At 39.6% G+C, this 23576-nt stretch carries 22 protein-coding genes; 12 read left to right on the forward strand and 10 right to left on the reverse strand.

The features are described from left to right. The first annotated feature begins 3 nt into the window (after positions 1 to 3). Positions 4 to 954, forward strand: coding sequence for a glutathione synthase (gene gshB, locus VH441_RS08030; protein WP_434353123.1), 951 nt, complete (start codon positions 4 to 6; stop codon positions 952 to 954). 85 nt (positions 955 to 1039) lie between these two features. On the opposite strand, the gene VH441_RS08035 is transcribed toward gshB, so the two are convergent. Continuing rightward, complete coding sequence (locus tag VH441_RS08035; RefSeq protein ID WP_434353124.1) at positions 1040 to 1648, reverse strand: hypothetical protein; 609 nt, start codon at positions 1646 to 1648, stop codon at positions 1040 to 1042. Positions 1649 to 1768: 120 nt separating this feature from the next. Beyond that, entirely contained in the window at positions 1769 to 2602 is an 834-nt protein-coding gene (asd, locus tag VH441_RS08040) for an archaetidylserine decarboxylase (RefSeq protein WP_434353125.1), read from the reverse strand. Between the two features lie 91 nt (positions 2603 to 2693). Between asd and dtd the strand changes: the two genes are divergently transcribed. Beyond that, complete coding sequence (dtd, locus tag VH441_RS08045) at positions 2694 to 3146, forward strand: D-aminoacyl-tRNA deacylase (RefSeq protein WP_434353126.1); 453 nt, start codon at positions 2694 to 2696, stop codon at positions 3144 to 3146. A gap of 15 nt (positions 3147 to 3161) precedes the next feature. Here dtd and phoR read toward each other — a convergent pair whose 3' ends face one another. From phoR to VH441_RS08060, 3 genes are all read right to left on the reverse strand, one after another. Beyond that, the gene (gene phoR / locus VH441_RS08050; protein WP_434353127.1) at positions 3162 to 4508 is read right to left on the reverse strand and encodes a phosphate regulon sensor histidine kinase PhoR; all 1347 of its coding nucleotides are present in this window, start codon (positions 4506 to 4508) and stop codon (positions 3162 to 3164) included. 48 nt (positions 4509 to 4556) lie between these two features. Then, positions 4557 to 5258, reverse strand: a complete 702-nt coding sequence (gene phoB / locus VH441_RS08055; protein WP_434353128.1) for a phosphate regulon transcriptional regulator PhoB — start codon at positions 5256 to 5258, stop codon at positions 4557 to 4559. A gap of 393 nt (positions 5259 to 5651) precedes the next feature. Then, positions 5652 to 5879, reverse strand: coding sequence for a PspC domain-containing protein (locus tag VH441_RS08060; RefSeq protein WP_434353129.1), 228 nt, complete (start codon positions 5877 to 5879; stop codon positions 5652 to 5654). A 294-nt stretch (positions 5880 to 6173) separates the two neighbouring features. On the opposite strand from VH441_RS08060, the gene VH441_RS08065 reads away from it, so the two are divergent. From VH441_RS08065 to VH441_RS08095, 7 genes are all read left to right on the forward strand, one after another. Then, entirely contained in the window at positions 6174 to 6623 is a 450-nt protein-coding gene (locus VH441_RS08065; RefSeq protein ID WP_434353130.1) for a DUF962 domain-containing protein, read from the forward strand. Between the two features lie 103 nt (positions 6624 to 6726). After that, entirely contained in the window at positions 6727 to 7308 is a 582-nt protein-coding gene (locus tag VH441_RS08070) for a TetR/AcrR family transcriptional regulator (protein ID WP_434353131.1), read from the forward strand. Between the two features lie 220 nt (positions 7309 to 7528). After that, on the forward strand, positions 7529 to 7828 hold the full coding sequence (locus tag VH441_RS08075) for a DUF6506 family protein (RefSeq protein ID WP_434353132.1): 300 nt from the start codon (positions 7529 to 7531) through the stop codon (positions 7826 to 7828). Between the two features lie 230 nt (positions 7829 to 8058). Next, positions 8059 to 9045 (forward strand): DUF1852 domain-containing protein, encoded by a 987-nt coding sequence (locus VH441_RS08080; RefSeq protein ID WP_434353133.1) that lies wholly within the window; start codon positions 8059 to 8061, stop codon positions 9043 to 9045. A 155-nt stretch (positions 9046 to 9200) separates the two neighbouring features. Beyond that, positions 9201 to 10229, forward strand: coding sequence for a methionine synthase (locus tag VH441_RS08085; protein WP_434353134.1), 1029 nt, complete (start codon positions 9201 to 9203; stop codon positions 10227 to 10229). A 152-nt stretch (positions 10230 to 10381) separates the two neighbouring features. Beyond that, complete coding sequence (locus VH441_RS08090; RefSeq protein WP_434354388.1) at positions 10382 to 11212, forward strand: sulfite exporter TauE/SafE family protein; 831 nt, start codon at positions 10382 to 10384, stop codon at positions 11210 to 11212. A 169-nt stretch (positions 11213 to 11381) separates the two neighbouring features. Continuing rightward, on the forward strand, positions 11382 to 11903 hold the full coding sequence (locus tag VH441_RS08095) for an NADPH-dependent FMN reductase (protein WP_434353135.1): 522 nt from the start codon (positions 11382 to 11384) through the stop codon (positions 11901 to 11903). A 97-nt stretch (positions 11904 to 12000) separates the two neighbouring features. Here VH441_RS08095 and VH441_RS08100 read toward each other — a convergent pair whose 3' ends face one another. Continuing rightward, entirely contained in the window at positions 12001 to 13284 is a 1284-nt protein-coding gene (locus VH441_RS08100; RefSeq protein ID WP_434353136.1) for a YeeE/YedE family protein, read from the reverse strand. A gap of 287 nt (positions 13285 to 13571) precedes the next feature. Between VH441_RS08100 and VH441_RS08105 the strand changes: the two genes are divergently transcribed. Both VH441_RS08105 and VH441_RS08110 read left to right on the forward strand, forming a co-directional pair. Next, entirely contained in the window at positions 13572 to 13955 is a 384-nt protein-coding gene (locus VH441_RS08105) for a PACE efflux transporter (RefSeq protein ID WP_434353137.1), read from the forward strand. A gap of 40 nt (positions 13956 to 13995) precedes the next feature. Further along, complete coding sequence (locus tag VH441_RS08110) at positions 13996 to 14820, forward strand: SDR family NAD(P)-dependent oxidoreductase (protein ID WP_434353138.1); 825 nt, start codon at positions 13996 to 13998, stop codon at positions 14818 to 14820. A gap of 93 nt (positions 14821 to 14913) precedes the next feature. Here VH441_RS08110 and VH441_RS08115 read toward each other — a convergent pair whose 3' ends face one another. Both VH441_RS08115 and ald read right to left on the reverse strand, forming a co-directional pair. Further along, positions 14914 to 15291, reverse strand: coding sequence for a DsrE family protein (locus VH441_RS08115; RefSeq protein WP_434353139.1), 378 nt, complete (start codon positions 15289 to 15291; stop codon positions 14914 to 14916). 179 nt (positions 15292 to 15470) lie between these two features. Next, positions 15471 to 16592: an alanine dehydrogenase gene (gene ald, locus VH441_RS08120; protein WP_434353140.1), complete on the reverse strand. Its 1122-nt coding sequence runs from the start codon at positions 16590 to 16592 to the stop codon at positions 15471 to 15473. Positions 16593 to 16768: 176 nt separating this feature from the next. Between ald and VH441_RS08125 the strand changes: the two genes are divergently transcribed. Further along, positions 16769 to 17656: a LysR substrate-binding domain-containing protein gene (locus VH441_RS08125; RefSeq protein WP_434353141.1), complete on the forward strand. Its 888-nt coding sequence runs from the start codon at positions 16769 to 16771 to the stop codon at positions 17654 to 17656. A gap of 94 nt (positions 17657 to 17750) precedes the next feature. Here the strand turns inward: VH441_RS08125 and VH441_RS08130 are convergent, their stop codons facing one another. Together VH441_RS08130 and purL are read right to left on the reverse strand one after the other, a co-directional pair. Further along, positions 17751 to 19274: a phosphoethanolamine transferase gene (locus VH441_RS08130; RefSeq protein ID WP_434353142.1), complete on the reverse strand. Its 1524-nt coding sequence runs from the start codon at positions 19272 to 19274 to the stop codon at positions 17751 to 17753. Between the two features lie 266 nt (positions 19275 to 19540). Next, positions 19541 to 23551, reverse strand: a complete 4011-nt coding sequence (gene purL / locus VH441_RS08135; protein WP_434353143.1) for a phosphoribosylformylglycinamidine synthase — start codon at positions 23549 to 23551, stop codon at positions 19541 to 19543. Between the last annotated feature and the right edge of the window lie 25 nt (positions 23552 to 23576).

The following is a 23576-nucleotide window of genomic DNA, read 5'->3' on the forward strand; positions in this document are numbered from 1 at the left end:
TATATGTCGACTTTAAATATATTAATGGTGATGGACGAGATTAGCACCATCAATTACAAAAAAGATACCAGCCTAGCAATGATGTGGGCAGCGCAAGATCGTGGGCACACTTTAGGTTATGCGCAGATTCATGACCTATGGTTAAATAAAGGCGAGTTGCAAGTGGATAGTCAGGTAGTAAAGGTTTGTCGTAGTCCTGATAACTTTTATACCTTGGCTGAGCAATCCACCAAACCAATCACCGATTATGATGTCATTATCATGCGAAAAGATCCACCGTTTGATATGAACTTTGTGTATGCCACCTATATGCTAGATAAGGCAAAAGCAGCGGGTGTGAGTGTGGTTAATGATCCACAGTCTATCCGTGATTGTAACGAAAAGCTATTTGCTACTTGGTTTAGCGACTATATGAGCCCAACCATAGTTACCAGCAAGCAAGCGCATATCCGCCAGTTTATTGCACAGCAACAAGATGTGATTGTCAAACCGCTTGATGGTATGGGCGGTATGGGCATATTCCGTTTAACGGCTGATAGTCCTAACATTGGTTCAACACTTGAGATGTTAACTGAAATGGAAACCTTGCCGATTATGGCGCAGGGCTATTTACCAGCAATTAAAGACGGTGATAAGCGTGTGCTTATTGTGGATGGTAAAGTGGTGGATTACTGTTTGGCACGTATCCCAAGTGATGGTGAGACTCGTGGTAATTTGGCTGCGGGCGGGCGAGGGGTGGCAATGCCATTAACTGATGAAGAACGTAAAGTAGCCGAAGCGGTTGCGCCAACGCTAAAAGAGAAAGGATTAATGTTTGTTGGCTTAGATTTGATAGGGGCTAAGATTACCGAAATCAATGTGACTAGCCCAACCTGTGTGCGTGAGATTAATGAGCAATGCGGAACGGACATTGCGACAGATTTGATTGTGGCGATTGAGCAAAAGCTTTTTTGATGGTTTTTGGGGTGGGAAAGTTTGGTTTTACAATTTGCTGGGCTACAAGTCCAGCCTACCTCTCTGACGCTGTATGTTACAGGTGTTAATGTGTAAGTAGCACATAATTATAATTTAGAGGGTTAAGAGTAAAATTAACAAATTCAACCTTTAAGGGTATTTTTGGATTATTCCACTTTCTTTGAATGGTTTGTACCAATTCCATATTAGCAGGTGTTTCTTCGCCAGTAACACGAACAATAATTTCTCCTGTTTTTTCATCATAACCAGAATCTTGTACTTCTGTAAAAAAACAATTAACTAAATTATAAGCTTTGTTAACTTGCCCCTTGGCTATTTGTGCGGCTTCTTTTGCTCCATATATAATTTCGATTGGCATTTTTTCATTAATACCATCAATAGAAAAAAGACGATTTTCAGTCATTTTTTTTCCATTTTCCTTAACTCTTACAACCATTTTATAAGGATTATGTTCTTTATAAATTCCTGCTATTCTACCTTTAAATTCATCTGTAATAGCATCAATAATCTGTTCTTGATTTGCTTCTAGTAACATTGCTTTTTCAGCTTCGGCTTTAGAAACATTGTACATTTCAACATATGCTTCAACTTGAATTGGATATTGCTCATTTGTATTCGCAAATGCTGAAAAACTCATAACAAATAAAGATGAATAGATAATTATTTTTTTCATAATCAAACTCAGTTTTCCAAACTTAACCCCTCAACTGTTCTACTACAAGCACATCTAACTAGATTTCAAGTATGATTTTTATTGTTCGCAATAAGTAAGTCAGTTATATAGAGTGTGCGGTTAAATATCCATTTTACCAATTAACTGCCCCATCTGCACGGTTGTGCCATGCTCAATGTTAGCCAGCCAATCTGTACCAGCAGCTTTTGGCATCACCACAATAGCAGTAGAACCTAAATAAAAACGTCCAAGCTCCTCGCCTTTTTTCAATGCCATGTTGTGCGTTTCAGTTTTTATTGTATTTTGGCGCTCTATCTTACCAGTAGCCACGGTTTCTATCCCTGCTACAATCATTGCCCCTACCAATACAACGGCAGCTTTGCCATGTTCGGTATCAAATAGGCAAACCAAGCGCTCATTACGGGCAAATAAATCTGGCACGTTTTCTGCCGTAGTATTGTTAACCGAAAACAATGACCCTGGCACATAACGTGTTTCAACTAATGTACCATCAAAAGGCATGTGTACACGGTGGTAATTGCTGGGGGCAAGATAAACCGTTGCAAAACTACCGTTTACAAAATAGTTGCCATCGTCATAATCTGCTAATAATTGACCAACGCTGTAAGTGTGCGATTTGGCTTGCATGATTTGTTCATCATGTATGTGCCCCAATTGAGATATCGTACCATCAGCAGGGCAAATAATGCCCTTTGCAGTTTGGTCGATAGGGCGTGCGTTATCGTTAAGTTCACGCGTAAAAAAATCATTAAAACTATCATACTCTGCAAGGCTTTTACGTTGGTAATCATCCAACTTTATGCCATAAGCTTTGGCAAAGCTTAAAATAATAACACGCTTAGCCCAAGGATGACGTGCACTAGCCAAACGCCCTGCTAATTCGCTTAATTTTTCTTGTGGTATTAAATGTTGTAGAGTAGTAAATAGATTCATAATAATGTTAAATTTAAAAAAGATGGGGGTATTTTATCATGTTAAACTTAGCCATGTTAACGTTTAACAATATGGTAAAAAAGAGTCGTGGATGAAGGCATTACTACAAAGAGTGAGCGAAGCAAACGTGGTTGTTGATGGTGTTATCGTGGGGCAAATTGAGCAAGGTGTTTTAGCTTATATTGGTATTGGACATGATGATGACTTAACCACCGCCAAAAAAATGATTGATAAAATTTTGTCATATCGTATTTTTGAAAATACAATAGATTTTGATAAACAAGGTAAATTGGATTGGAATGTACAACAAGCTGATGGTGGATTATTGTTGGTTTCTCAATTTACTTTAATGGCAAATACAGATAAAGGGCGACGTCCCGATTTTGGTCAGGCAATGCCGCCACATCAAGCCGGTAAGTTGTTTGATGAATTGGTTGAATATACTAAATCGGTTTATCCAAAAGTGGCAACTGGTAAGTTTGGTGCCAATATGCAAGTAACTGCAGTGAATGATGGACCGTTAAACTTTATTTTGCAGGTATAAATTTATTTATCAGCTTTAATTTGTAGGGTTGCAGGGTTTATCGGTACATATTCTTTCACCAGGGAAAAACACTTTAAAAGTAGAACCTTGGTTTTCTACCGACTCAACAGTAAGGGTGGCATCGTGTTGATACAGCACGTGTTTTACAATTGCCAGCCCCAGTCCTGTACCACCTGTTGCACGGCTGCGTCCGCTATCAACACGGTAAAAACGTTCGGTTAAGCGTTCGATATGTTCTGGTGCGATACCTATGCCATTGTCAGATACACTAAATACTGCGCCATTTTTTACTTCTGTCCATGCGATTTCAATCTCACCACCCTTAGGCGTGTATTTGATAGCATTGGTAATAAGATTAAGTAATGCACTGTTTAAATACATATCTGACCCAACAATATTTTTTTGTGAATCAATGTGTAAATCAATTAAGTGACCATGCCCTTTGTTATAAACTTGCGCATCATCAAAAATATGCATGAGCAAACGGGGCATATCCACACAGCCAGTATCAACGGCTTCTTCATTTTCTAGTCGAGATAGCAATAACAAATCATTGATGATACTGTTCATTCGGCGCGTTTGCTGCTCCATAAGGTTAAAACCACGCTGCCATTTAGGGTCAATGTCTGCTTGGTCTGCAAAAGTTTCTATGTATCCCATAAGAACAGTTAATGGCGTGCGCAGTTCATGTGATACATTGGCGACAAAATCTTTACGGATTTGTTCTAAATGCTGCAAACGCGTGACATCATACATAATCAGTAGTTTTTCATTGCCAAAAGGCGTTAATTCGCACTGTATATATCTGTCTTTATCATGCCAAGATTGGAGACGAATGCCATCGTTGTTGGCTGGTTGTTGGATGAGAGATTCTTGATAATAGTGGTGGAAGTCAGTATCTTTAATTAAATCAAAAATATGGATGCCTTGATCTTTAGATTGTAAAGATAAAGTTTTTTGAGCCGATTGGTTCCACCATTCTAACTGGTCATTGTGATCAAGTAATATGACGGAGTCTTGTAAAGCAAATAACGAACTGCGAATTTTACGTGCCAGATTAATCATCTGCTCGTGTGCGTGTTTTTCTTGCTGTTTGCTATCGTGTAGTTGTTGCGAGACAAAACCTAAGCTGCCCGAGAACTCTGGCAGTGTTGCGGTGACTGATTTATTCACCCAGTATAAAAATTGCTGCATGGCAACCAACCGCCAGCAAAAATATACTAATAATCCCGTAATAATGCCCCAAGGTAAGTAGCCAGTTAGCCAGCCAAAAAAGCCACCTAGTGCAAAAAAGATGACTAGCCATTTAAAGTCTGCCCAAAATAGGGCAGTGTAGTTTTTTTTCTTACTGTATCGGCTCATGCTTTTTTATGGTCGCTTTTACAAAAAATTGGGTTGCTATCAAGTAAGTTATAAGTTTACCTGAGTAGAAAAGCGATAGCCAGTGCCACGTACGGTTTGGATAAAACCAGCATAGTTATAGGGTTCTAATACCTTGCGCAAACGGCGGATATGCACATCAATTGTACGGTCTTCAACGTATACATTGCCACCCCATACTTGGTCAAGCAGTTGAGCTCGGGTGTAGGCACGCTCTGGATGACTCATAAAAAAGGCAAGTAAGCGATATTCGGTTGGTCCAATATCCACGGGGGTTTTATCGGCGGTAACTCGTTGACTAGCAGGATCTAGGCTTAAGCCTTTATGTTCTATAGGCTTATCGCCAGAAAGGGCATTACTGCGACGTAAAACTGCTTTAATACGAGAAAGTAGCTCACGAGTAGAAAAAGGTTTGGTGATATAGTCATCTGCACCTGCATCAAGCCCTTGTACTTTATTGTCTTCTTCACCTTTTGCCGTTAGCATGATGATAGGGGTCTCTTGCAACAACTCATCTTTTTTTAAACGGCGGCAAAAATCAATACCAGATTGAGAACCTGGTAACATCCAGTCTAATAAAATCAAGTCTGGACGGTGGTCTACCACTTGTTGGTGCGCTTGCGGAACATCCTCTGCTTGTAAGCAAGAATAGCTTGCCATTTCTAGTGCGGTAATAATCATTTCACGGATTGCTGGTTCGTCCTCAACAACTAGGATAGTGGCGTTACTCATGGCTTCCTCTTGCATGAAAAATAATAAACAATCTATTTTTCATTAATTTAAAAATTAAGTTATTAGCAATGTTATCGATAATCAGACAATAAAAAATCATTTTTAGTCAATTATGACGTTTATATTACAACCTAATAATATGACATATTTATGACAACTATATAATTTTATATATTATAGATTGTATATCTATTTAAAAAAAAGCAAAACAAAGCAATCGGTTATAAAAACGAACCAATAAAAATGAGACAAAAAAATACCCAGAGGTGTATCTGGGTAGGAGGAAACTGGTTAGACTTTTTATTATTGTTATAACTACTATATATGGATAAATATTACAGTTTCAAGAAAATTTTTTCAATATATTGTGATAGTTTGTAATTGTTTCTATCTCTAATGTTCATTGTTTGTTTTATAAGAGGCTGGCGTTGCGTTGGGCATCATAATCCATAAAATGATGTAAATTAAGATACCAGGCACAGCGGCACTGATTGTTGAAACAATAAAAAATAACAAACGTGTTAATGTTGGTGACCAACCTAAATATTCTGCAATACCACCCATGACACCGGCTATCATACGGTGATTGCGTGAACGGTGTAATTTGCTTAGTTTGTCCAAGACTTTGCTCCTTAGTGATAAGAATCAATCGAGTTAAGTAAAATAATCAGTTGCTAACTAAAATAGCGTATTTTTTGCTTACACTAGCTTATATATGGACGTTCGTTCAATATTTCAAGAGTCAGGATATAAGTCTTGTAAAATGTTTTATGAAATATAGGTGCCTATTGAAGTAAAGCTATGTAAAAGTAGCCAAACAAGATGGCAAAATGTGACTGATACAGCCCTTTTTTTGCTTGATTTATCGTATTAAGTTTGTGATGATAAGCGTGTTAGTAACAAAAGGAGATTGTTATGAAATCAAGGTTTGCAAAAAAATCTTTAGAGACGTGGCTTGCCGAATATGCAGTTAGCCACCAAAACCCAATTAACAAAAAAATCCATTGGTTGTGCGTACCAGTTATCTTTGCCTCAATTTTGGGTATGCTGTGGTCCACAACAGGTTGGTTTACTTTGGTTGTGATGATGCTGGTTGCCTTGTTTTATTTGGGGCTTTCTACTCAATTATTTGTGGCGATGGGCATGTTTATGTTAATTTGTCTCGCTGTTATTGCAACCATGCCAGTTGGCTTTAAGTTTTGGGCAGGCTTGTTTGTTATAGCATGGATAGGGCAGTTTGTTGGGCATAAAATAGAAGGGGCAAAACCTTCATTTTTTGAAGATTTACAGTTTTTGTTAATTGGTCCTGCGTGGGTTGCTGTCACTTTAACTGGTAAAACTTTTAAGCCTGTGGCTGCCACATAAAAAATTGCTTTATAAACCTTTTTGTTAAACCAATGGCACTAAATTACTATTTGGTGTGATTGTTTTATATATCAAATACACATGTATTTGCTTGGAACACACTATGACCAACCTTTCTACAAACTCTGATGATAAAAAAATCCGCATTATGGCAGCAACCATAGATTTAGTTGCCGAAAATGGTATCCATGCCACACCGATGTCTAAAGTGAGTAAACGTGCGAATGTGGCAGCGGGAACAATTTATCACTATTTTGAAAACAAAGATGCCTTAATACGTGAAATTTATGTTTGTATCCACAATGCTAATATTGATGCCTTGTTAGAAATTGATGATATAAATGCCGATTATAAAACCCGATTTATTAATTTTTGGCATGCATTTTATAAACGTTTGTTGATTAAAGGACAGCTGTCTTTTCTTGAACAATGTGCCGTATCACCATTAATTGACGAGCAAACTTTAGAAACCATTGATGCCTATGCAAAGCCGATGACAGACTTTATGACTATGGGTAAGCAGAATAATTACATTAAGACATTACCGGATGAGTTGATATATAAATTAACCTTCGGGACCATCGCAAGTACAGCCAAGCTTGTCATTAGTGATCATGTGGAACTTCCGCCAGCGGCGTTAGAGCAAGCGGCACTGTTTTGTTGGGATGGCATAAAAGCAACCTAATGTATAACAGGTGAGATATTTTGATAAAAAATATGTCACGTTTACGTTTTTAATTAAATGAACAGTCAATCATAAATGACTAAGGTTTCAAAAAGCGCCTCTAACAAATTTAACAGTGACATCAAAAATCACTGACATAACATTAACAAGCAAGACCCTATTTTTACGTCGATAGTCTCTTGTGATTTTGTAAAAGACGTGAATGAAGATGGAGAATGATATGAGTTTTTCAAATTATGGTTTTATTATGAAAGATGCCGCTTATAGCCAGCCAAAAAAATCAGAACTAAAAGTTGACGGATTTATTACCACGGTATATTGCGTTGGCAATAACGAAGTTGCCGGCAAAGCTGCGAATGATATGGCAGATGCTGGTGCCCAATTGGTTGAGTTGTGTGGTGCATTTAATGAAGATGACGTGAAAGAAATCATTGACGCAGTTAATGGCAAAACAGCCATTGGTTTTGCAAGCATGAGTGAAGATCAACTTAATCTATTTTTATCAAAAATAAACGCTTAAAAGTTTATAAAACCATAAAACGCAAAGTCTAGGGCTTTGCGTTTTTTATTTTTGGTATAAGCAATTTTACGGCTTATTGAGCAAAATTAATGTTATTAAGATATGATGTGAAATAAAGATATAGTTTAAAACTATATTAAGGCATAAAAATAAAGTCTTATGCATACCCTTTTTCTATTGATAAAATCTCATCCCACAAACAGACAGCAACAAATTTAGTGAGATAAAAAATGACAACGGCAACTAACGACTTTAAATTTACGCTTAATAGCATTGTTTTTGATGAAAACTATGTACCTAAAGACAGCACCCGTACAACGACTAACTTTGCAAACTTAGCAAGGGGTGAAAGCCGTGAACAAAACTTACGCAATACCATCAATATGGTTAACAGTCGTTTTAATGCACTCGCCAGTTGGGATAACCCAAATGCTGACCGTTATTCTGTTGAGCTAGAAATTGTATCGGTTGATATGGATGTTAATGAGCATGATGCGTCGTTTCCATCAATTGAAGTGTTAAAAACTTACGTTATTGACCACACAACTGGCAAACGTATCGAAGGCATTGTTGGTAATAATTTCTCATCTTATGTACGTGATTATGACTTTAGTGTGCGTTTACTTGACCATAATAAAGGCAAAGCAGAATTTAGCATTCCTGATGACTTTGGTGACTTACATGGTAAATTGTTCCAACATTTTATTAAATCAGAAACCTATAAAAATAACTTTAACAAATTACCTGTTATCTGTTTAAGTGTGTCTGATAACAAAACCTATTATCGTACCAATAACCAGCATCCTATTTTAGGGGTGGAGTATGAGCCAAATGAGTCTTCATTAACAGAGCAGTATTTCCAGAAGATGGGCTTTCAGGTTCGTTACTTTATGCCACCAAACAGTACGGCACCATTTGCTTTCTATTTCTTTGGTGACTTAGTGAATGATTACACTAATCTTGAATTGATTAGCACCATTAGTACGATGGAAACTTTCCAAAAGATTTATCGTCCTGAAATATACAATGCCAATGCACAAGCAGGGCACTGCTACAAGCCAAGCTTAAAAAATGCCAACCATTCATTAACACAAATTGTTTATGACCGAGAAGAGCGTACGCAATTAGCAATTACACAAGGCAAGTTTGCCGAAGAGCATTTTATTAAGCCGTATCATGACCTGCTTGAGCAATGGTCAGCTAACTATGCAGCTTAATTAAGTTATGTGGCATTATCATTTTTATGATGCATTTAATACAAACAATCATATTTTAATATTTAATACGCTAATCATTTAAAAATAGGCTGGGACTCGTTCTCAGCCTATCTAATTTGAGCGTTTTAATATCTTACAAACTATAGGGAATTATCATGGCACTATTACTACCCACATCTACCGCAGGCAGTTTACCAAAACCATCTTGGTTGGCAACACCAGAAACACTTTGGTCACCTTGGAAGCTAGAAGGCGATGAGCTAATTGAAGCCAAACAAGATGCTTTGCGAGTAACTTTACAAGAGCAAGACCTAGCTGGCATTGATATTGTGAGCGATGGCGAACAAACGCGACAGCATTTTGTGACCACTTTTATTGAACATTTAAGTGGCGTTGACTTTGAAAACCGTAAAACCGTTAAAATCCGTAACCGTTATGACGCAAGTGTGCCTGTGGTCGTCGATGAAGTCGCTAGAAAGCAATCAGTATTTGTTGAAGATGCAAAATTTTTACGCTCACAGACTGACAAACCTATTAAATGGGCATTGCCTGGTCCTATGACTATGGTAGATACCTTGTATGATGACCATTACAAAAGCCGTGAAAAACTGGCGTGGGAATTTGCTAAAATTTTGAATGAAGAATGTAAAGAATTACAAGCGGCAGGCGTCGACATCATTCAATTTGATGAACCAGCATTCAATGTCTTTTTTGATGATGTTGATGAATGGGGCATCAAGGCATTAGAAAGAGCCATTGAAGGGCTAGAGTGTGAAACTGCGGTACATATTTGTTATGGTTATGGCATTAAAGCAAATAATGACTGGAAAAAAACTCTTGGCAATGAGTGGCGACAGTATGAAAACCTGTTCCCTCAATTACAAGCATCTAACATTGACCTTATATCGTTAGAGTGTCATAACTCATTAGTACCAATGGACTTGCTAGAGCTGTTACGAGGCAAAAAACTGATGGTTGGTGCGATTGATGTTTCAAGCAATGAAGTAGAAACCCCAGAAGAAGTTGCCGATACCTTGCGTAAAGCACTTCAGTTTGTTGATGCGGATAAACTGTATCCTTGTACTAACTGTGGCATGACACCACTGACTCGTCAAGCATCTAGAGCGAAACTTGAAGCTTTGGCAAAAGGCACACAAATCATTCGTAATGAGTTAGCGGGCTAACATTCATTACTATTTTTTATAAAAGGATTGCATTCTTTGCTTGATTGATTGCGTTAATTTTTTAATACGTTATTATAGTCGAGCAAAGCAATCTACTTGTAATCAATGAGATATATTAATCACACTTCAATTTAATCGAACTCACTATGGATATTTTTATTTTATATTATATTGCCGCAGGGGCATTTGCAGGCTTTTTGGCGGGTCTGTTTGGCATTGGCGGTGGCATGGTCATCGTATCGGCTTTAATTTATATTTTTTCGGCACAAGGCGTACCTGCAGAAGCACTTACCCATGTTGCCGTCGGTACTTCGCTTGCGACCATTATTGTTACCTCTATCAGCTCATTGCGTGCGCATAATAGCCATGGTGCGGTTAATTGGTCTGTATGGAAGCGCATGGCACCAGGTTTGGTTATTGGGTCATTGCTGGGTGCTGGTGTGGCATCACTCATACAGGGCAACTCTTTACAAGCTGTGATTGGTGTTGGTGCATTTTTGGTCGGTCTAAAAATGCTGTTTATGAAAAACAAAGCACTGGAAGAAAATGACTTTAGCAAACTGCCTTCTCCTGTTGGTCAAACCGCTTTAGGTGGCTTTATTGGGGTGATATCTGCCATTTTTGGTATTGGTGGTGGTACGCTTACTGTGCCGTTTTTAAGTAAGTTTGGTCTTAAAATCCAGCATGCGGTTGGTACATCAGCTGCTTGTGGCTTCCCGATTGCGGTGGCTGGGGCAATTGGTTTTATGCTGTTTGGTCAGCTGGTTGATGACAGTGTAAAACAAGCACTGCCAGCGGGGGTGTTTGGCTTTGTCCATTTATATGCGTTTATTTGTGTGAGTTGTGCCAGCTTTATCACGGCACGTCTTGGTGCAAAAGCGGCGCACAAATTACCAGCAGCCACCCTTAAAAAAGCCTTTGCGGTGTTATTACTGATTGTGGGTACTCAATTGGTTTGGGATGCAGGTATTTTAGCCTTTTAGCACTTTATAACAATTTTTAACGGTCAGGATTAATTGTTTATCATTGCCAGATATTGTAAACCAGCATGATAAACGATACGGCTGTTACTTCATTTATTTAACATTCAATCGGTTTTGTATGCCATCTAACAACAAAACCCATAACAGATAAAGGAACTAAAGAAATCCAATGAAAATTTTAATGATTTCTGGCACCTATAATCGCCAATCAAGAACATGGTTAATGCTTGAGGAAGCTCGCAAGCATTGTGATACTTATGATGTTGAGACAGAAATTGTCGAACTTTGTGACTATGCCATTACCGTTGGTCAAAAAGACACCAGCCATCAAATTAGCGAGTTGGTAGAAAAAATCAACGAGTCTGAGGCAATTATTTTTTCAACACCTAATTACCAAGGTTCGATTTCTGGTTTGCTAAAAGTTGCTATCGACCATATCCCTGAACGTGGGCTAAAAAACAAATCAGTAGGACTTATTTCGGTAAGTGGTGGTATTGGTAACATGAGCCAGCCATTATCGCACCTGCGTGATATAGTTTCTTCTCTTGAAGGTTTGGCGGTAGCAACCAACATTGCTTGCCATTCAGACGACTTTATCCGAGATGAAGAAGGTAAAAGCAGTATCAGTAATGAAAAAATCTTAGAGCGTGTGAAAGATATGGTTGAAGAGTTGTATCGCCATACTAAGTAGTATAGCGTTTAAAAACCATGCTATTTTATTCTTTCTTTTAAAGAAAAGGCTAGGTATTGATGAAATACCTAGCCTTTTTGTTATTATTAAAATATGGTTAACAGACCGAGTCATTCGACTTTGGTACAGATAAGCCAAATAATGGACGCAAATAGAGAGCCAAAAATGTCCCTGCCATGGCACAAATACCCCAAACATAGCCATGTAAACTAAATGAAGCAATACCACTAAAGTAGGCACCCACATTACAACCAAACGCCAAACGTGCACCATAGCCCATCATGAGTCCACCAATGATTGATGCCAGTAAATTCCCTTTGGTTATCTTTGTAAACTGAAACAACCCAGCCGCAGCAGACGCGATAAACGCACCCAGCATAATGCCAAAATTAAGTACTGTCGTTGCATCACTAAAAATACTGGCTTCTAAAGCAGCCACTCGAGCTGGACTACTCCAATAACCCCAGCTAACCACATCCACACCCACAAGGTTAGCGACTTTAGAGCCCCATAAAGTAAAGGCAGAAGTTACGCCCCACGGCTCACCTCGAGTCATCAAGGTCAATGCATTTAACACTGCCAAAGCTATCGCACCTGCCCATAATGGCCAAGATCCACGAACAACTCGTGCCAAACCTTTGGTAGTAGGGAGCTGAGCCATTTTTGGTGGGTTTTTCTTTTTTTCTACCCATAGCGTTAAGCCTGCGATGGTTGCAAAAATCACCAAAGAAACTGCCCAAGCACCAGCATAACCAAGCCCTGTTGACGTCGCTAAGGAAAATGCTTCAAAAGAAGGTGTTTCGTTAATCCAAAATGGCAAATGCTTTGCCCCCAATGTCGCACCTATGATAAAGAACAATAAAGTCACAAACATCACAGAACGCCCACCGCCAACAGCATATAAAGTGCCAGAAGCACAGCCATTACCTAACTGCATGCCAATACCAAACATAAACGACCCAACCAGTAAACTGACACCCACAGGGTCAACATAGCCGAGTACCTCACCACCAAAAAATGACGTTCCAAACGCCAATATGGGTGCAAACAAAGTAACAGCAACCGCCAGCATCAGCATATGGGCTCGCATGGCTTGTCCATTACCAACCGACATCAGTCGTCTAAACGCAGAGGTAAAACCAAACCGTGCATGGAATAGTGTATACCCAAATGATAACCCCAGCACCAATAAAACTGATTGAGAAATGTGTTGGCTATTAAAAACATATACAAACAATAAAAGCGTTGCAGTCAAACCGAGGCCAACCAACCCTCTTTGTGGGGCATCTAATAGCGTCGTTGAATTTGCAGGTGTATTTTGTGTGCTGGTAATCGGTTGTGTGTCTTGATTATTAGTAGTTATTTGAGTCGTTGAGTTCATAATAATAGTTCTCATTAATAAAAAATGATTGGCTATTTTATCTTTTTTAAAATTAAAAAAATGTTATTAATTAGAATTAAAATATTCCACTAAGGAATTTACAGCCTGTTATCTATCTCAAAACATAATTAAAGACTTATATGCTAAGTGCTCAACGATAATTAGGGTGCTTACAGTTAAATTTAAGAAAAAATATCATCTAAATCAAAAAAACTATAAAATAAGCGGATTAATTTTTATTCATAAGTAAGGTAAGCCAAGTGACTGTCACTGAAAGAATTTTCCATATGGTTTTATTTGAAGTTTTGTTGCTGGTGCTAACAACTGTTATTGTGGTGTTTTTTACAGACCATCAAGCAACGAGCGTGGCAGGTGTGGCGATTGCCTTATCTTTAATTGCCATGGCATGGAACTTTGTTTATAACCTATTGTTTGATAAAATTTTTACAGGAGAAAAAACCAACAGAAGCTTTACTTTAAGGGCAATGCATGCAGTTTTTTTTGAATCTGGGCTACTTGTTTTTAGTTTGCCTTTGATAGCTTGGACACTAAAAATCAGCCTATGGGAGGCTTTTATTATCGATATTGGTTTAACTATTTTAGTGGTTATTTACACTTTTATATTTAATTGGGTTTATGATCATACTCGTGCCAAATTTTTTGCTAAATAACAATTCTTAATAAACACGGAATATCTAATGGGGGCTAATTATGTTACATAAAAAGACGAATTTACATACAAACACAGCATCACACAAAAAAACAGCATTAATTACAGGGGCATCTTCTGGTATTGGAAAAGAATTTGCTAAAATCCATGCAGCGCAAGGAGGCGACCTGATCATTGTTGCTCGGCGAGATGAGGCATTAAATGCGTTAAAAGCAGAATTAGAGGACAAATATGGGGTTATGGTAACTTGTATTAGTTGTGATTTATCACAATACAATGCGGCTCAAATGTTATTTGATAAAGTCCAACAAACGGGCATACAAGTTGATTATTTGATAAACAATGCTGGTTTTGGTTTGGTAGGTAAGTTTTATGAGCTACCACTTGCGCGTCAGCAACAAATGATACATTTAAACATGACCACATTAACTGAGCTTATGTATCTGTTTTTACCTAAAATGGTTGAACGTAATTTTGGCAAAATCCTTAACACCTCATCTACCGCCTCGCTTGTAGCGGGACCAAACCAAGCGGTTTATTTTGCAACAAAAGCCTATGTTAGCTCATTAAGTAATGCCGTTGCATCAGAACTACATGATACCAATGTCACGGTAACCGCATTGCTACCAGGGGCAACAGAAACTGAATTTGGCGCAACATCTGGTATGGATAAAACGGCGTTGTTTGCCAAAACTGCGTCTGCTCGTAGTGTTGCCGAAGATGGCTATAATGGGATGATGAAAGGGGCGTTAGATGTGATTTCTGGTTTACCATTATCAACTAAGCTTACTTTAAAATTTGCACCACTTGTGCCTAAAAAAATGATTTTAGAGCGAGTAAGAAAAGCACAAGAAATTAAAGTCTAAGAAGTAGTCCTGCACTTTAAAACATAGATGAATACCATTAAAAATAAGCCGCTAATTTATCGTTAGCGGCTTTTATACAAACTTTGTTAATCATTAGCTTAGCTGCAAAGAGCCTTTTGCATTCATTACTAAATCTACCACGTCATCAGCAGAAATGACACCAAAGCGTTTGTCAATTTTAGCTTCATCAACCCCATTGTGTATCATGCAAGATTTACATACCTGAACATTGCCGCCTGCTGTTAAAAATCCTTCTAACAGTTCTTTAGCGGGTTTAAAAGGGGCGCCGATGTCGACGTTATCTAACTTGTTTGGTAAAGCAAGGCTGACGGCATCTACCATCAAAATAATGGTTGCACTGCTGCCTTTTTCTAAAACTTTGCAACCCATTGTTAGGGCAACGGTAATTTTGTTTTGGTTTGTTGTTTCATTATCAAAAAGGGTGCCAACATAATCTGTCGTTTGTACCATGGTGTTTACCTCTTGAGTGTTTAGTAGTAGGAGTGGTGCATTTAGCACAATATATATTATACCATAACATATATTGTACTTGGGCGCTTTAAATATATTATGCTTAGAGCTAAGGTTTAACAACTTAAATATAAAAACCGACTGCAAAATATGAGTCGGCTTTTGTTGTGGCTTTTTAATTATAATGCGGTAGCAGCTTCTTTGGCATCTGTGAAGGCAATGTTTTGGGCTTGTGCAACCGCCTGACAAGTCATTTTACCTTGGCAAACGTTTAAGCCATTTAGTAGGTGCTCGTCTTGTAATAGGGCTTGTTTAATGCCTTTATCTGCAATGGACAAAACAAAGGGTAGGGTAGCATTATTTAAGGCAAAGGTTGACGTTAGTGGCACACCACCTGGCATGTTTGCAACACAGTACACAACCACATCATTGGCAACAAAGGTTGGCTGTGCATGTGTGGTTGGTTTTGAGACGTCGGTACAACCGCCTTGGTCAATAGCAACATCTACAATTACGGCACCTTTTTTCATTTTTTGTAAAATTGCGTTGGTGATAAGTTTAGGTGCATTAGCGCCAGGGATCAGTACCGTACCAATTACCAAATCTGCCGTGGTACAATGTTGCTCTACCGCATGGGCAGTAGAAAATATGGTTTTAACACGCCCATTAAACACATCATCTAAATAGCGTAAACGCTCTACATTTCGGTCAAGTACAACAACTTCGGCACCCAAACCGACAGCCATTTTAGTGGCATTAAGCCCAGCAACCCCACCGCCTAGCACCACTACTTTACTTGCCTCAACCCCTGGCACGGCACCAAGTAAAGCACCTAACCCGCCATTTAATTTTTGTAAATGGTAGGCACCAACTTGGGTTGCCATACGTCCTGCCACTTCTGACATTGGTGCCAACAGAGGCAAGCCACCATGTGGGTTAGTGACGGTTTCATAGGCAACGGCAATACAACCAGAATCCATTAACCCTTGCGTTTGTGCTGGGTCGGGTGATAAATGCAGATAAGTAAATAAAATTTGGTCTGCACGCAGTTGCTCATATTCAATTTTTTGAGGCTCTTTTACTTTAACAATCATTTCTGCTTTGGCAAAAACTTCACTGGCGGTATCAACAATGCTTGCCCCAGCATTTAGATAATCATCATCGGTTTTGCCAATACCAAGCCCAGCGCCCGTTTCTACAATAACGGTATGTCCATGATGTACAACTTCATGCACACTCTCTGGCGTAAGCCCAACGCGGTTTTCATTTGTTTTAATTTCTTTTGGTATGCCGATTAACATACAAACCTCCTAACAGTGATCGTGTTTGTTACAACAGTAAAATACCTGAACGTATTTAAGTTTTTTAAAAAGATGGCATAAATACTAGACAGGATTAGCTCGGCAAGCAATAATAGATATTTAAGCTTAGACTAAAATTATTTGAGTCTAAATTTTTATAGCAACAAGGTTTTGTTATGACGTTACCACCATTAAATGCTCTAAAAGCTTTTGATACGGCGGGGAGACACCAAAGTTTTATTCTTGCAGCTCAAGAGTTGCATGTTTCTCCTGCTTCAATTAGCCGTTTTATTAAACAGTTAGAGACAAATTTGGGGCTAACTTTGTTTGCACGCCACGCCAATGGTGTGAGCCTAACAGAGCAGGGTGAGCAATACTTGTTAGCAGTGCAGCCCTCTTTACAAACGATTGCTGCAGCGAGTGAACGTTTTAGGCAACAAAATGTTAAAACTAAGCTAAAAATAGTTGCGATTCCTGCTATTGCAGAAACTTGGTTGGTTAACCGTCTTTGGAGCTTTCAACAACAACATGAAGAAATACAAATAAACTTGGTGGTTGATGACCAACTTGTGGTCGATGATCAGTTAGTGTCTTTGCATCCAAATGAGGCAACCATTGTTCTTAATTATTCTCATGGTGATAGAGTAGGGGCGGATTGCTTTGCAATGCCAAAAGATCGGCTTAGCCTTGTTTGCAACCATGAGGTGGCACAAACACTGAAACAACCAAGTGATATTTATCAGCATAATTTGTTGGTAGATGCCGATTGGAAGGAGGATTGGTATGCTTGGTTAAAAGCGGCGACATTGCCAACCAAATTGCCAGAAAAATACCAAGAGTTTGAGCGTTATAGTATGGTGTTGCATGCGACGCTGGCAGGTCTTGGCGTTGCTATTGGTCATACAGCATTATTAAAAAGCTATTTAAAAACAGGTGCATTGGTAGCACCATTTGATGTGCAGGCAACGTCGACAAAACAGTTTTATGCCGTGGTTGCTAAAAATACGCAAAGAGCCTCTGTCAAAGCATTTATAAATTGGTTTATTGGACAACCACACTTTTAAAATGGCGTAACGATTTCTGCTTTATTTTTTTAAGGTATGTTTGTGCATGATAAAGTCACTGTTCTAAATCCACTGTCATAACCTCAAAAATGGCTCAATCTTTTATCTTGGCAGGGTCATCTTTTAGGTTGTTATAGCCTACTAACTTAACCCCATTAAACACTTGCACTTTATTTGAGCCTTTATCAGCCTCTGTTTGTGAAAAGAAAGGGTGCTTTAACTTCAAACTTGGTTCTTCAATCCCTAACCATTCTGCCAATCCACTCATAAAGTCAAAGCCACTTCTTTGAGCATTAATGGTTTGGCGGTTTGTATCATCACTGGATAGCACCATTAGAGGGACATCATAGTTTTGCTTATATTCAGGATTATGCAGCAAGGTCATCCCTATAAACCCTTTTTTACTATGAGCGAGCCCATGGTCAGATAAATACATTAAAGAAAAAGTATCTCCTTGCTGTTGTAACGCATGATAAATTTTTTCTAATAATTTATCTGTTTGTCGGATACTGGTTAAATAACAGGAGATATCTTTATTAACCACCCCATTAATTGGTTTGATGCCATAATTACTGTCTAATCGATTACAAAACCCTGCATGCGAGCCCATTAAATGCAGCACAATTAATTTATGCTCATGGTTTGTTTTTAATGCATTAATCAATGGCGGTAGTAGCTGTAAATCACTGGTATCTTTATCTGTATATTCCCCTTTTTTTAAAAAGACCACCTCATTTGCCTGATGACCAATCGAGCTGGCTAAAATATCATAGTCGCCATATTGACCTTGATTGGATAACCAATAAGTTTGCATACCCGCTGAGTTTGCCAATGAATTAACACTGTTAGAATAAATAAAGTTTTCTGGTGGGTTGTTTTGTAACAACATGCGTTGTAATGAGGTGCCTGTGTTATAGCCAGGTGCAATATAGTGGTTAAAAACCTTGGCATTGGTATTGGATAAAAATGGGGTGGTATCAAGCGGATAACCGTAGGCAGACATATAATCTTTACGCATGCTTTCGCCAATAACCAACACATAGTTTGTATAGTTGTGATGAACCTCGTTAATTTGCCAAGTTGCTTTTAGTTTTTGAGAGGCTTTTAATTTTTGTTTATGTTCAAAGTATTTATGATTAAAGTAAATGATGTCACTAACAAAGCGAATGGGGTAATAACCAACTTTGCCGAGTGTATCTAATGAAACTTGTTTTTCTTTATATATTTCAGAACAAGGTCTATGCATAATTGGTAATACAATCACCAATAAAAAGATACCGAGCATTTTTTTTGTATTTTGGCTGCTTTTTATGTGTTTATTTAGCTTATAAACGCAGGTGAATAGCCCGATATAGATAATCAGATAGAAAAAAGTCTTTAAAGATACCAATTCAGTGACAAATTCTAATGACTCTGCTTTATTTGTCTCGTACAGTGAGATAATCGCACCAATATCTAACTCGCCATAATTAATGGCTGTTGGTAAATACAGGGCAGATAATAAAAAGACAAACCACAGATAAATGACAAAGCCTTTATTACTCAATAGCTTTAATACCCATAGGCTGATAAAAAGCCATAGACCATAGGCTAAAATCCGCTCACCGGTTCTACCCATTGCAAATATTGATAAACAACTAAATAACAATAAACTTAACCAATAACAAGCATGATAAAAAGAGCTTTTACTAAATGTGGTTAGTTTTTGGAATAGAGCAGGTATTTGCATAATGATAAAGGATGGTTTTTATAGAAGGGCAACATTATACAATTAGTTTATGATTAATGACAAACTCCCTTATTTTAAGATGGTTTTGTCAGGTATAAAAAATCGCCACACCACAAGGCATGACGATTTTTAAGTTCGCTTACAATCACAAAAAGTTACTGCAAAAACGCCATCGCATTTCTAAACATACGCATCCATGCACCATCACCTTGCCATTCGTTTGGTTTCCAGCTGTGGTTAATCGCACGTAAGTTACGCTCAGGGTGTGGCATCATCAGGGTTACACGTCCATCATTACTGGTAACCCCAGTCACGCCACCAATAGAGCCATTCGGGTTGAGTGGATAAGTTTGCGTCGGGTTACCTTGGCTATCGACATAACGCAGGGCAAGATGACCATGTTGCGCCATGTTTTGAACTTCGTCAGCCCTTAAATCAGCCAAACCTTCACCATGAGCGACAGCAACAGGGAGGATACTGCCTTGCATACCCGTCAATAATACCGACTTAGTTTGTTCAATCCGTACATTGACGGTACGACCTTCAAAGCGTGCAGAGTTATTTGCAATAAAGCGTGGGAAGTGAGCAGCATCAGGCATCAAGTCTTTTAACTGAGCCATCATTTGACAGCCATTACACACCCCTAAACTAAAGGTTTCTTTACGATGGAAGAACTGAACAAACTGCATACGCAGCTCATCATGGAACAATACCGAATTAGCCCAACCAGAGCCAGCACCCAAGACATCACCATAACTAAAGCCACCACAAGCTACCAAGCCTTCAAAGTCACGCAAGTGTACGCGTCCTTTAATGAGGTCGCTCATATGTACGTCAACGGCTTCAAACCCTGCTTGCACAAACCCTGCCGCCATCTCTAGCTGTCCATTGACACCTTGCTCACGCAAAATTGCCACTTTTGGTCGCACGGTGCGAGCATTTAGATAAGGCACTTCAATCTTTTGGTCTAAATCATAGTTGGCTTGAGCAATTAACCCCAAGTGTGTAGGGTCAACAATCAAGTCAAATTCTTGTTGTACACAAGCAGGGTTGTCACGATTCTTGGCAATTTGATAGCTGACTTGAGTCCATGTTTGTTGTAGGTCAGCACGGTCAAATACTAGGGCGTTATCTCCCATATGAGATGGCGTAATGATGGTCAATTTATCTTGGTTTGCACCACCTTCTGGGGTCTCTATGGTTTGACCGATTAGGGTCATTAGCTCACCCACATGGTGTTCATCAGCCAATGCCATTACCTGCTCAACATGCTCTGGTAATACCTGAATGACGGCACCTAACTCTTCAGCAAATAGCTGACCAATCAACCCATTATTAGAGTCGTTATCAGACAAATTTAGGTTAATTGCCATGCGAGCCGTAAACTGCATTTCCGCAACTGTGGCAATCAAGCCGCCATCACCAATGTCGTGATAGGCAGAAATAACCCCAGCTTCATTACCTGCTTGAATAAAGTTAAACAGGTTAACTAGGTCGTCTGCACCATTTTCAATGTCTAAATCTGGACACTCATCACCCAGCTGACTCATGGTTTGAGCCAAAATAGAACCACCCAAACGGAACTGACCTTTTGATAAATCGAGTCGATATAAGCCTGCATCTGCATTTACCAGTTCTGGCGTTAAAGTTTTTGCCACATTGCTGACAGGAGCAAATGCAGAAATCACCAAGCTCATTGGGCTAACGACACTTTTATCACCGTCTTCATCCGACCAATTGGCACGCATTGATAGTGAGTCTTTACCCACAGGAATGGCAATGCCAAGCTTTGGACACAGCTCTTCACCAACCGTATACACCGCATCAAACAAGGCAGAATCTTCACTATCTTCTCCACACGCTGCCATCCAGTTAGCGGATAAGGTAATGTCAGATAGCTTGTCTATTCTTGCCCCTGCAATGTTAGTGATGGCTTCGGCAACCGCCAAACGGGCAGAAGCTGCTGGATTAATCAAGGCAACTGGGGGACGCTCACCCATGCTCATGGCTTCACCTGTGGTTGCAGTGAGTCCTGTTGCAGTTACCGCACAGTCCGCCACGGGTACTTGATAGCGTCCAACGTATTGGTCACGCACCACCATACCAGTGATAGAGCGGTCACCAATGCTGATTAAGAAAGACTTACTGGCAACGGTTGGATGACGTAGTACATCTGCTACAGCAGTTTTTAGGTCAATATCAGCTGTATTGAGTGGGTTAAGTTGTGTTTTAAGATTGTCTGTACGACTAAATGAGCGTTTCATTTTTGGCGTACCACCAAGCAACACCTGCATTGGCATATCAACGGGTTGCTCAGGTAATAGCTCATCGTTTACCACTAATTGACGCACTTCGGTTGCATGACCAAGCACCGCATAAGGGCAACGCTCACGCTCACAAATGGCTTCAAATCGTTCAATATCGTCAGGGCGAACTGCCAACACATAACGCTCTTGTGCCTCATTAGACCAGATAGCCATTGGTGACATGCCTGCCTCAAGCGAAGGCACTTTACGAAGCTCAAGCACTGCGCCTAATCCGTGGTCATCAACCAGCTCTGGCATGGCGTTTGATAACCCGCCTGCACCCACGTCATGGATAGAAACGATTGGGTTGGTATCTTCACCTTCTTTTGCCAATGCCCAACAGCGGTCAATGACTTCTTGGCAACGGCGTTCCATCTCGGCATTATCACGTTGCACAGAGGCAAAATCCAAGCCTTCATCCAGCTCCCCACTGTCCACAGATGAGGCAGCACCACCGCCCAAACCAATTTGCATCGCTTGACCACCCAATACGATAAGCAAATCACCTTCAGCAATGGCATTTTTTTCAACCAAGTTACGCTTGATGTTACCAAAACCACCTGCAATCATCATGGGTTTGTGATAGCCACGCATTTGGCTACCATCTTGCTCTTGTGAAGTGTCTAATTGGAATGAGCGGAAATAACCACACAGATTAGGACGACCAAACTCATTAGAGAAGTTAGCACTGCCCAGTGGTGCATGGGTCATAATGTCTCGTGGTGATGCCATACGCTCGGGCTTACCATAAACCTTGGTGTTGACTGCACCAGACTGCTCCCACTTTTCTGGCATATCTGGCAAGTGTAGATGAGATACGTTAAAGCCTGCCAAACCTGCTTTTGGTTTACCGCCACGCCCCGTTGCGCCCTCGTCACGAATTTCGCCGCCTGAACCTGTTGAAGCGCCAGCATAAGGCGCAATGGCAGTTGGGTGGTTGTGGGTCTCCACCTTCATTAAAATATCGACTTGCTCATTGTGGAAATTGTAGTTGTGGTGAGCGTCTTGTGAGTCATTGACAGGATAAAAACGCTGGGCTTCAAAGCCTGCCATCACAGCGGCATTGTCTTTATAAGCAGACAAAATGCCATCAGGATTGCTTTCGTGAGTGTTGCGAATCATCTTAAACAATGATTTTGGTTGTACCTCACCATCAATCGTCCATTCTGCATTAAAGATTTTATGACGGCAATGCTCGGAGTTTGCTTGAGCAAACATCATGAGTTCAACATCGGTTGGATTACGCTTTAATGCCTGTTCTGGGTCATTCACATAGGCATTCATGAGATAATCAATATCTTCACTCGATAAGGCAAAACCAAACTCGATATTTGCCGTTTCTAGTGCTTCACGACCACCACCAATGATGTCGATTTCATTTAAATGAGACGGCTGGTGGTCATCAAATAAGTTATGCACGCTGTCGACTTTATAAACAATAGACTGCGTCATTTGGTCATGCAAAGTCTGCTCAGCAGTCTTTGGAAGTTTACCATCCACCAGTTCTGCCATGTCTAAGGTTAAAGTAAACACCACGGCACGCTCAACACGCTCAAGGGTGATATCACAGTTATTAAAGATGTCTGTTGCCTTACTTGCCCATGGGCTGATTGTGCCAAAACGTGGACAAACGGTGACTTGGATTTGTCCGTCATTAGCGCTTTGTAGGCTAATTTCATCGCCTTGGTTTAGTAAGTTAATTGCCTTTTTGTATTCAGCAGGTTGCAGCGAGCGAGAAGTAATATAGACTTGTTGGCTGGTTAAGTCAGTTACTTTAAGCTTTGTTTTGGTGTTAAGTTCGGCAACGAGTTGTTGCGTTTGAAATGCCGTAAGAAATGCACGTCCAGCGATGGTCATCATAAGAGCGGTTCTCTTGTTGGGTTAT

Origin of the sequence: Psychrobacter sp. HD31, from assembly GCF_051097895.1 — a bacterium.
In the GTDB taxonomy this organism is placed as follows: domain Bacteria; phylum Pseudomonadota; class Gammaproteobacteria; order Pseudomonadales; family Moraxellaceae; genus Psychrobacter.

Excerpts from the sequence above, each read along its gene's own strand:
- VH441_RS08035 (WP_434353124.1), bottom strand. The coding sequence starts at position 1,648 with ATGAAAAAAATAATTATCTATTCATCTTTATTTGTTATGAGTTTTTCA.
- dtd (WP_434353126.1), top strand. The coding sequence starts at position 2,694 with ATGAAGGCATTACTACAAAGAGTGAGCGAAGCAAACGTGGTTGTTGAT.
- VH441_RS08075 (WP_434353132.1), top strand. The coding sequence starts at position 7,529 with ATGAGTTTTTCAAATTATGGTTTTATTATGAAAGATGCCGCTTATAGC.
- ald (WP_434353140.1), bottom strand. The coding sequence starts at position 16,592 with ATGTTAATCGGCATACCAAAAGAAATTAAAACAAATGAAAACCGCGTT.
- VH441_RS08100 (WP_434353136.1), bottom strand. The coding sequence starts at position 13,284 with ATGAACTCAACGACTCAAATAACTACTAATAATCAAGACACACAACCG.
- VH441_RS08080 (WP_434353133.1), top strand. The coding sequence starts at position 8,059 with ATGACAACGGCAACTAACGACTTTAAATTTACGCTTAATAGCATTGTT.
- VH441_RS08095 (WP_434353135.1), top strand. The coding sequence starts at position 11,382 with ATGAAAATTTTAATGATTTCTGGCACCTATAATCGCCAATCAAGAACA.
- VH441_RS08105 (WP_434353137.1), top strand. The coding sequence starts at position 13,572 with ATGGTTTTATTTGAAGTTTTGTTGCTGGTGCTAACAACTGTTATTGTG.
- phoR (WP_434353127.1), bottom strand. The coding sequence starts at position 4,508 with ATGAGCCGATACAGTAAGAAAAAAAACTACACTGCCCTATTTTGGGCA.
- VH441_RS08125 (WP_434353141.1), top strand. The coding sequence starts at position 16,769 with ATGACGTTACCACCATTAAATGCTCTAAAAGCTTTTGATACGGCGGGG.
- VH441_RS08065 (WP_434353130.1), top strand. The coding sequence starts at position 6,174 with ATGAAATCAAGGTTTGCAAAAAAATCTTTAGAGACGTGGCTTGCCGAA.
- VH441_RS08070 (WP_434353131.1), top strand. The coding sequence starts at position 6,727 with ATGACCAACCTTTCTACAAACTCTGATGATAAAAAAATCCGCATTATG.
- VH441_RS08130 (WP_434353142.1), bottom strand. The coding sequence starts at position 19,274 with ATGGGTAGAACCGGTGAGCGGATTTTAGCCTATGGTCTATGGCTTTTT.
- VH441_RS08085 (WP_434353134.1), top strand. The coding sequence starts at position 9,201 with ATGGCACTATTACTACCCACATCTACCGCAGGCAGTTTACCAAAACCA.
- gshB (WP_434353123.1), top strand. The coding sequence starts at position 4 with ATGTCGACTTTAAATATATTAATGGTGATGGACGAGATTAGCACCATC.
- asd (WP_434353125.1), bottom strand. The coding sequence starts at position 2,602 with ATGAATCTATTTACTACTCTACAACATTTAATACCACAAGAAAAATTA.
- VH441_RS08110 (WP_434353138.1), top strand. The coding sequence starts at position 13,996 with ATGTTACATAAAAAGACGAATTTACATACAAACACAGCATCACACAAA.
- phoB (WP_434353128.1), bottom strand. The coding sequence starts at position 5,258 with ATGAGTAACGCCACTATCCTAGTTGTTGAGGACGAACCAGCAATCCGT.
- VH441_RS08115 (WP_434353139.1), bottom strand. The coding sequence starts at position 15,291 with ATGGTACAAACGACAGATTATGTTGGCACCCTTTTTGATAATGAAACA.
- purL (WP_434353143.1), bottom strand. The coding sequence starts at position 23,551 with ATGATGACCATCGCTGGACGTGCATTTCTTACGGCATTTCAAACGCAA.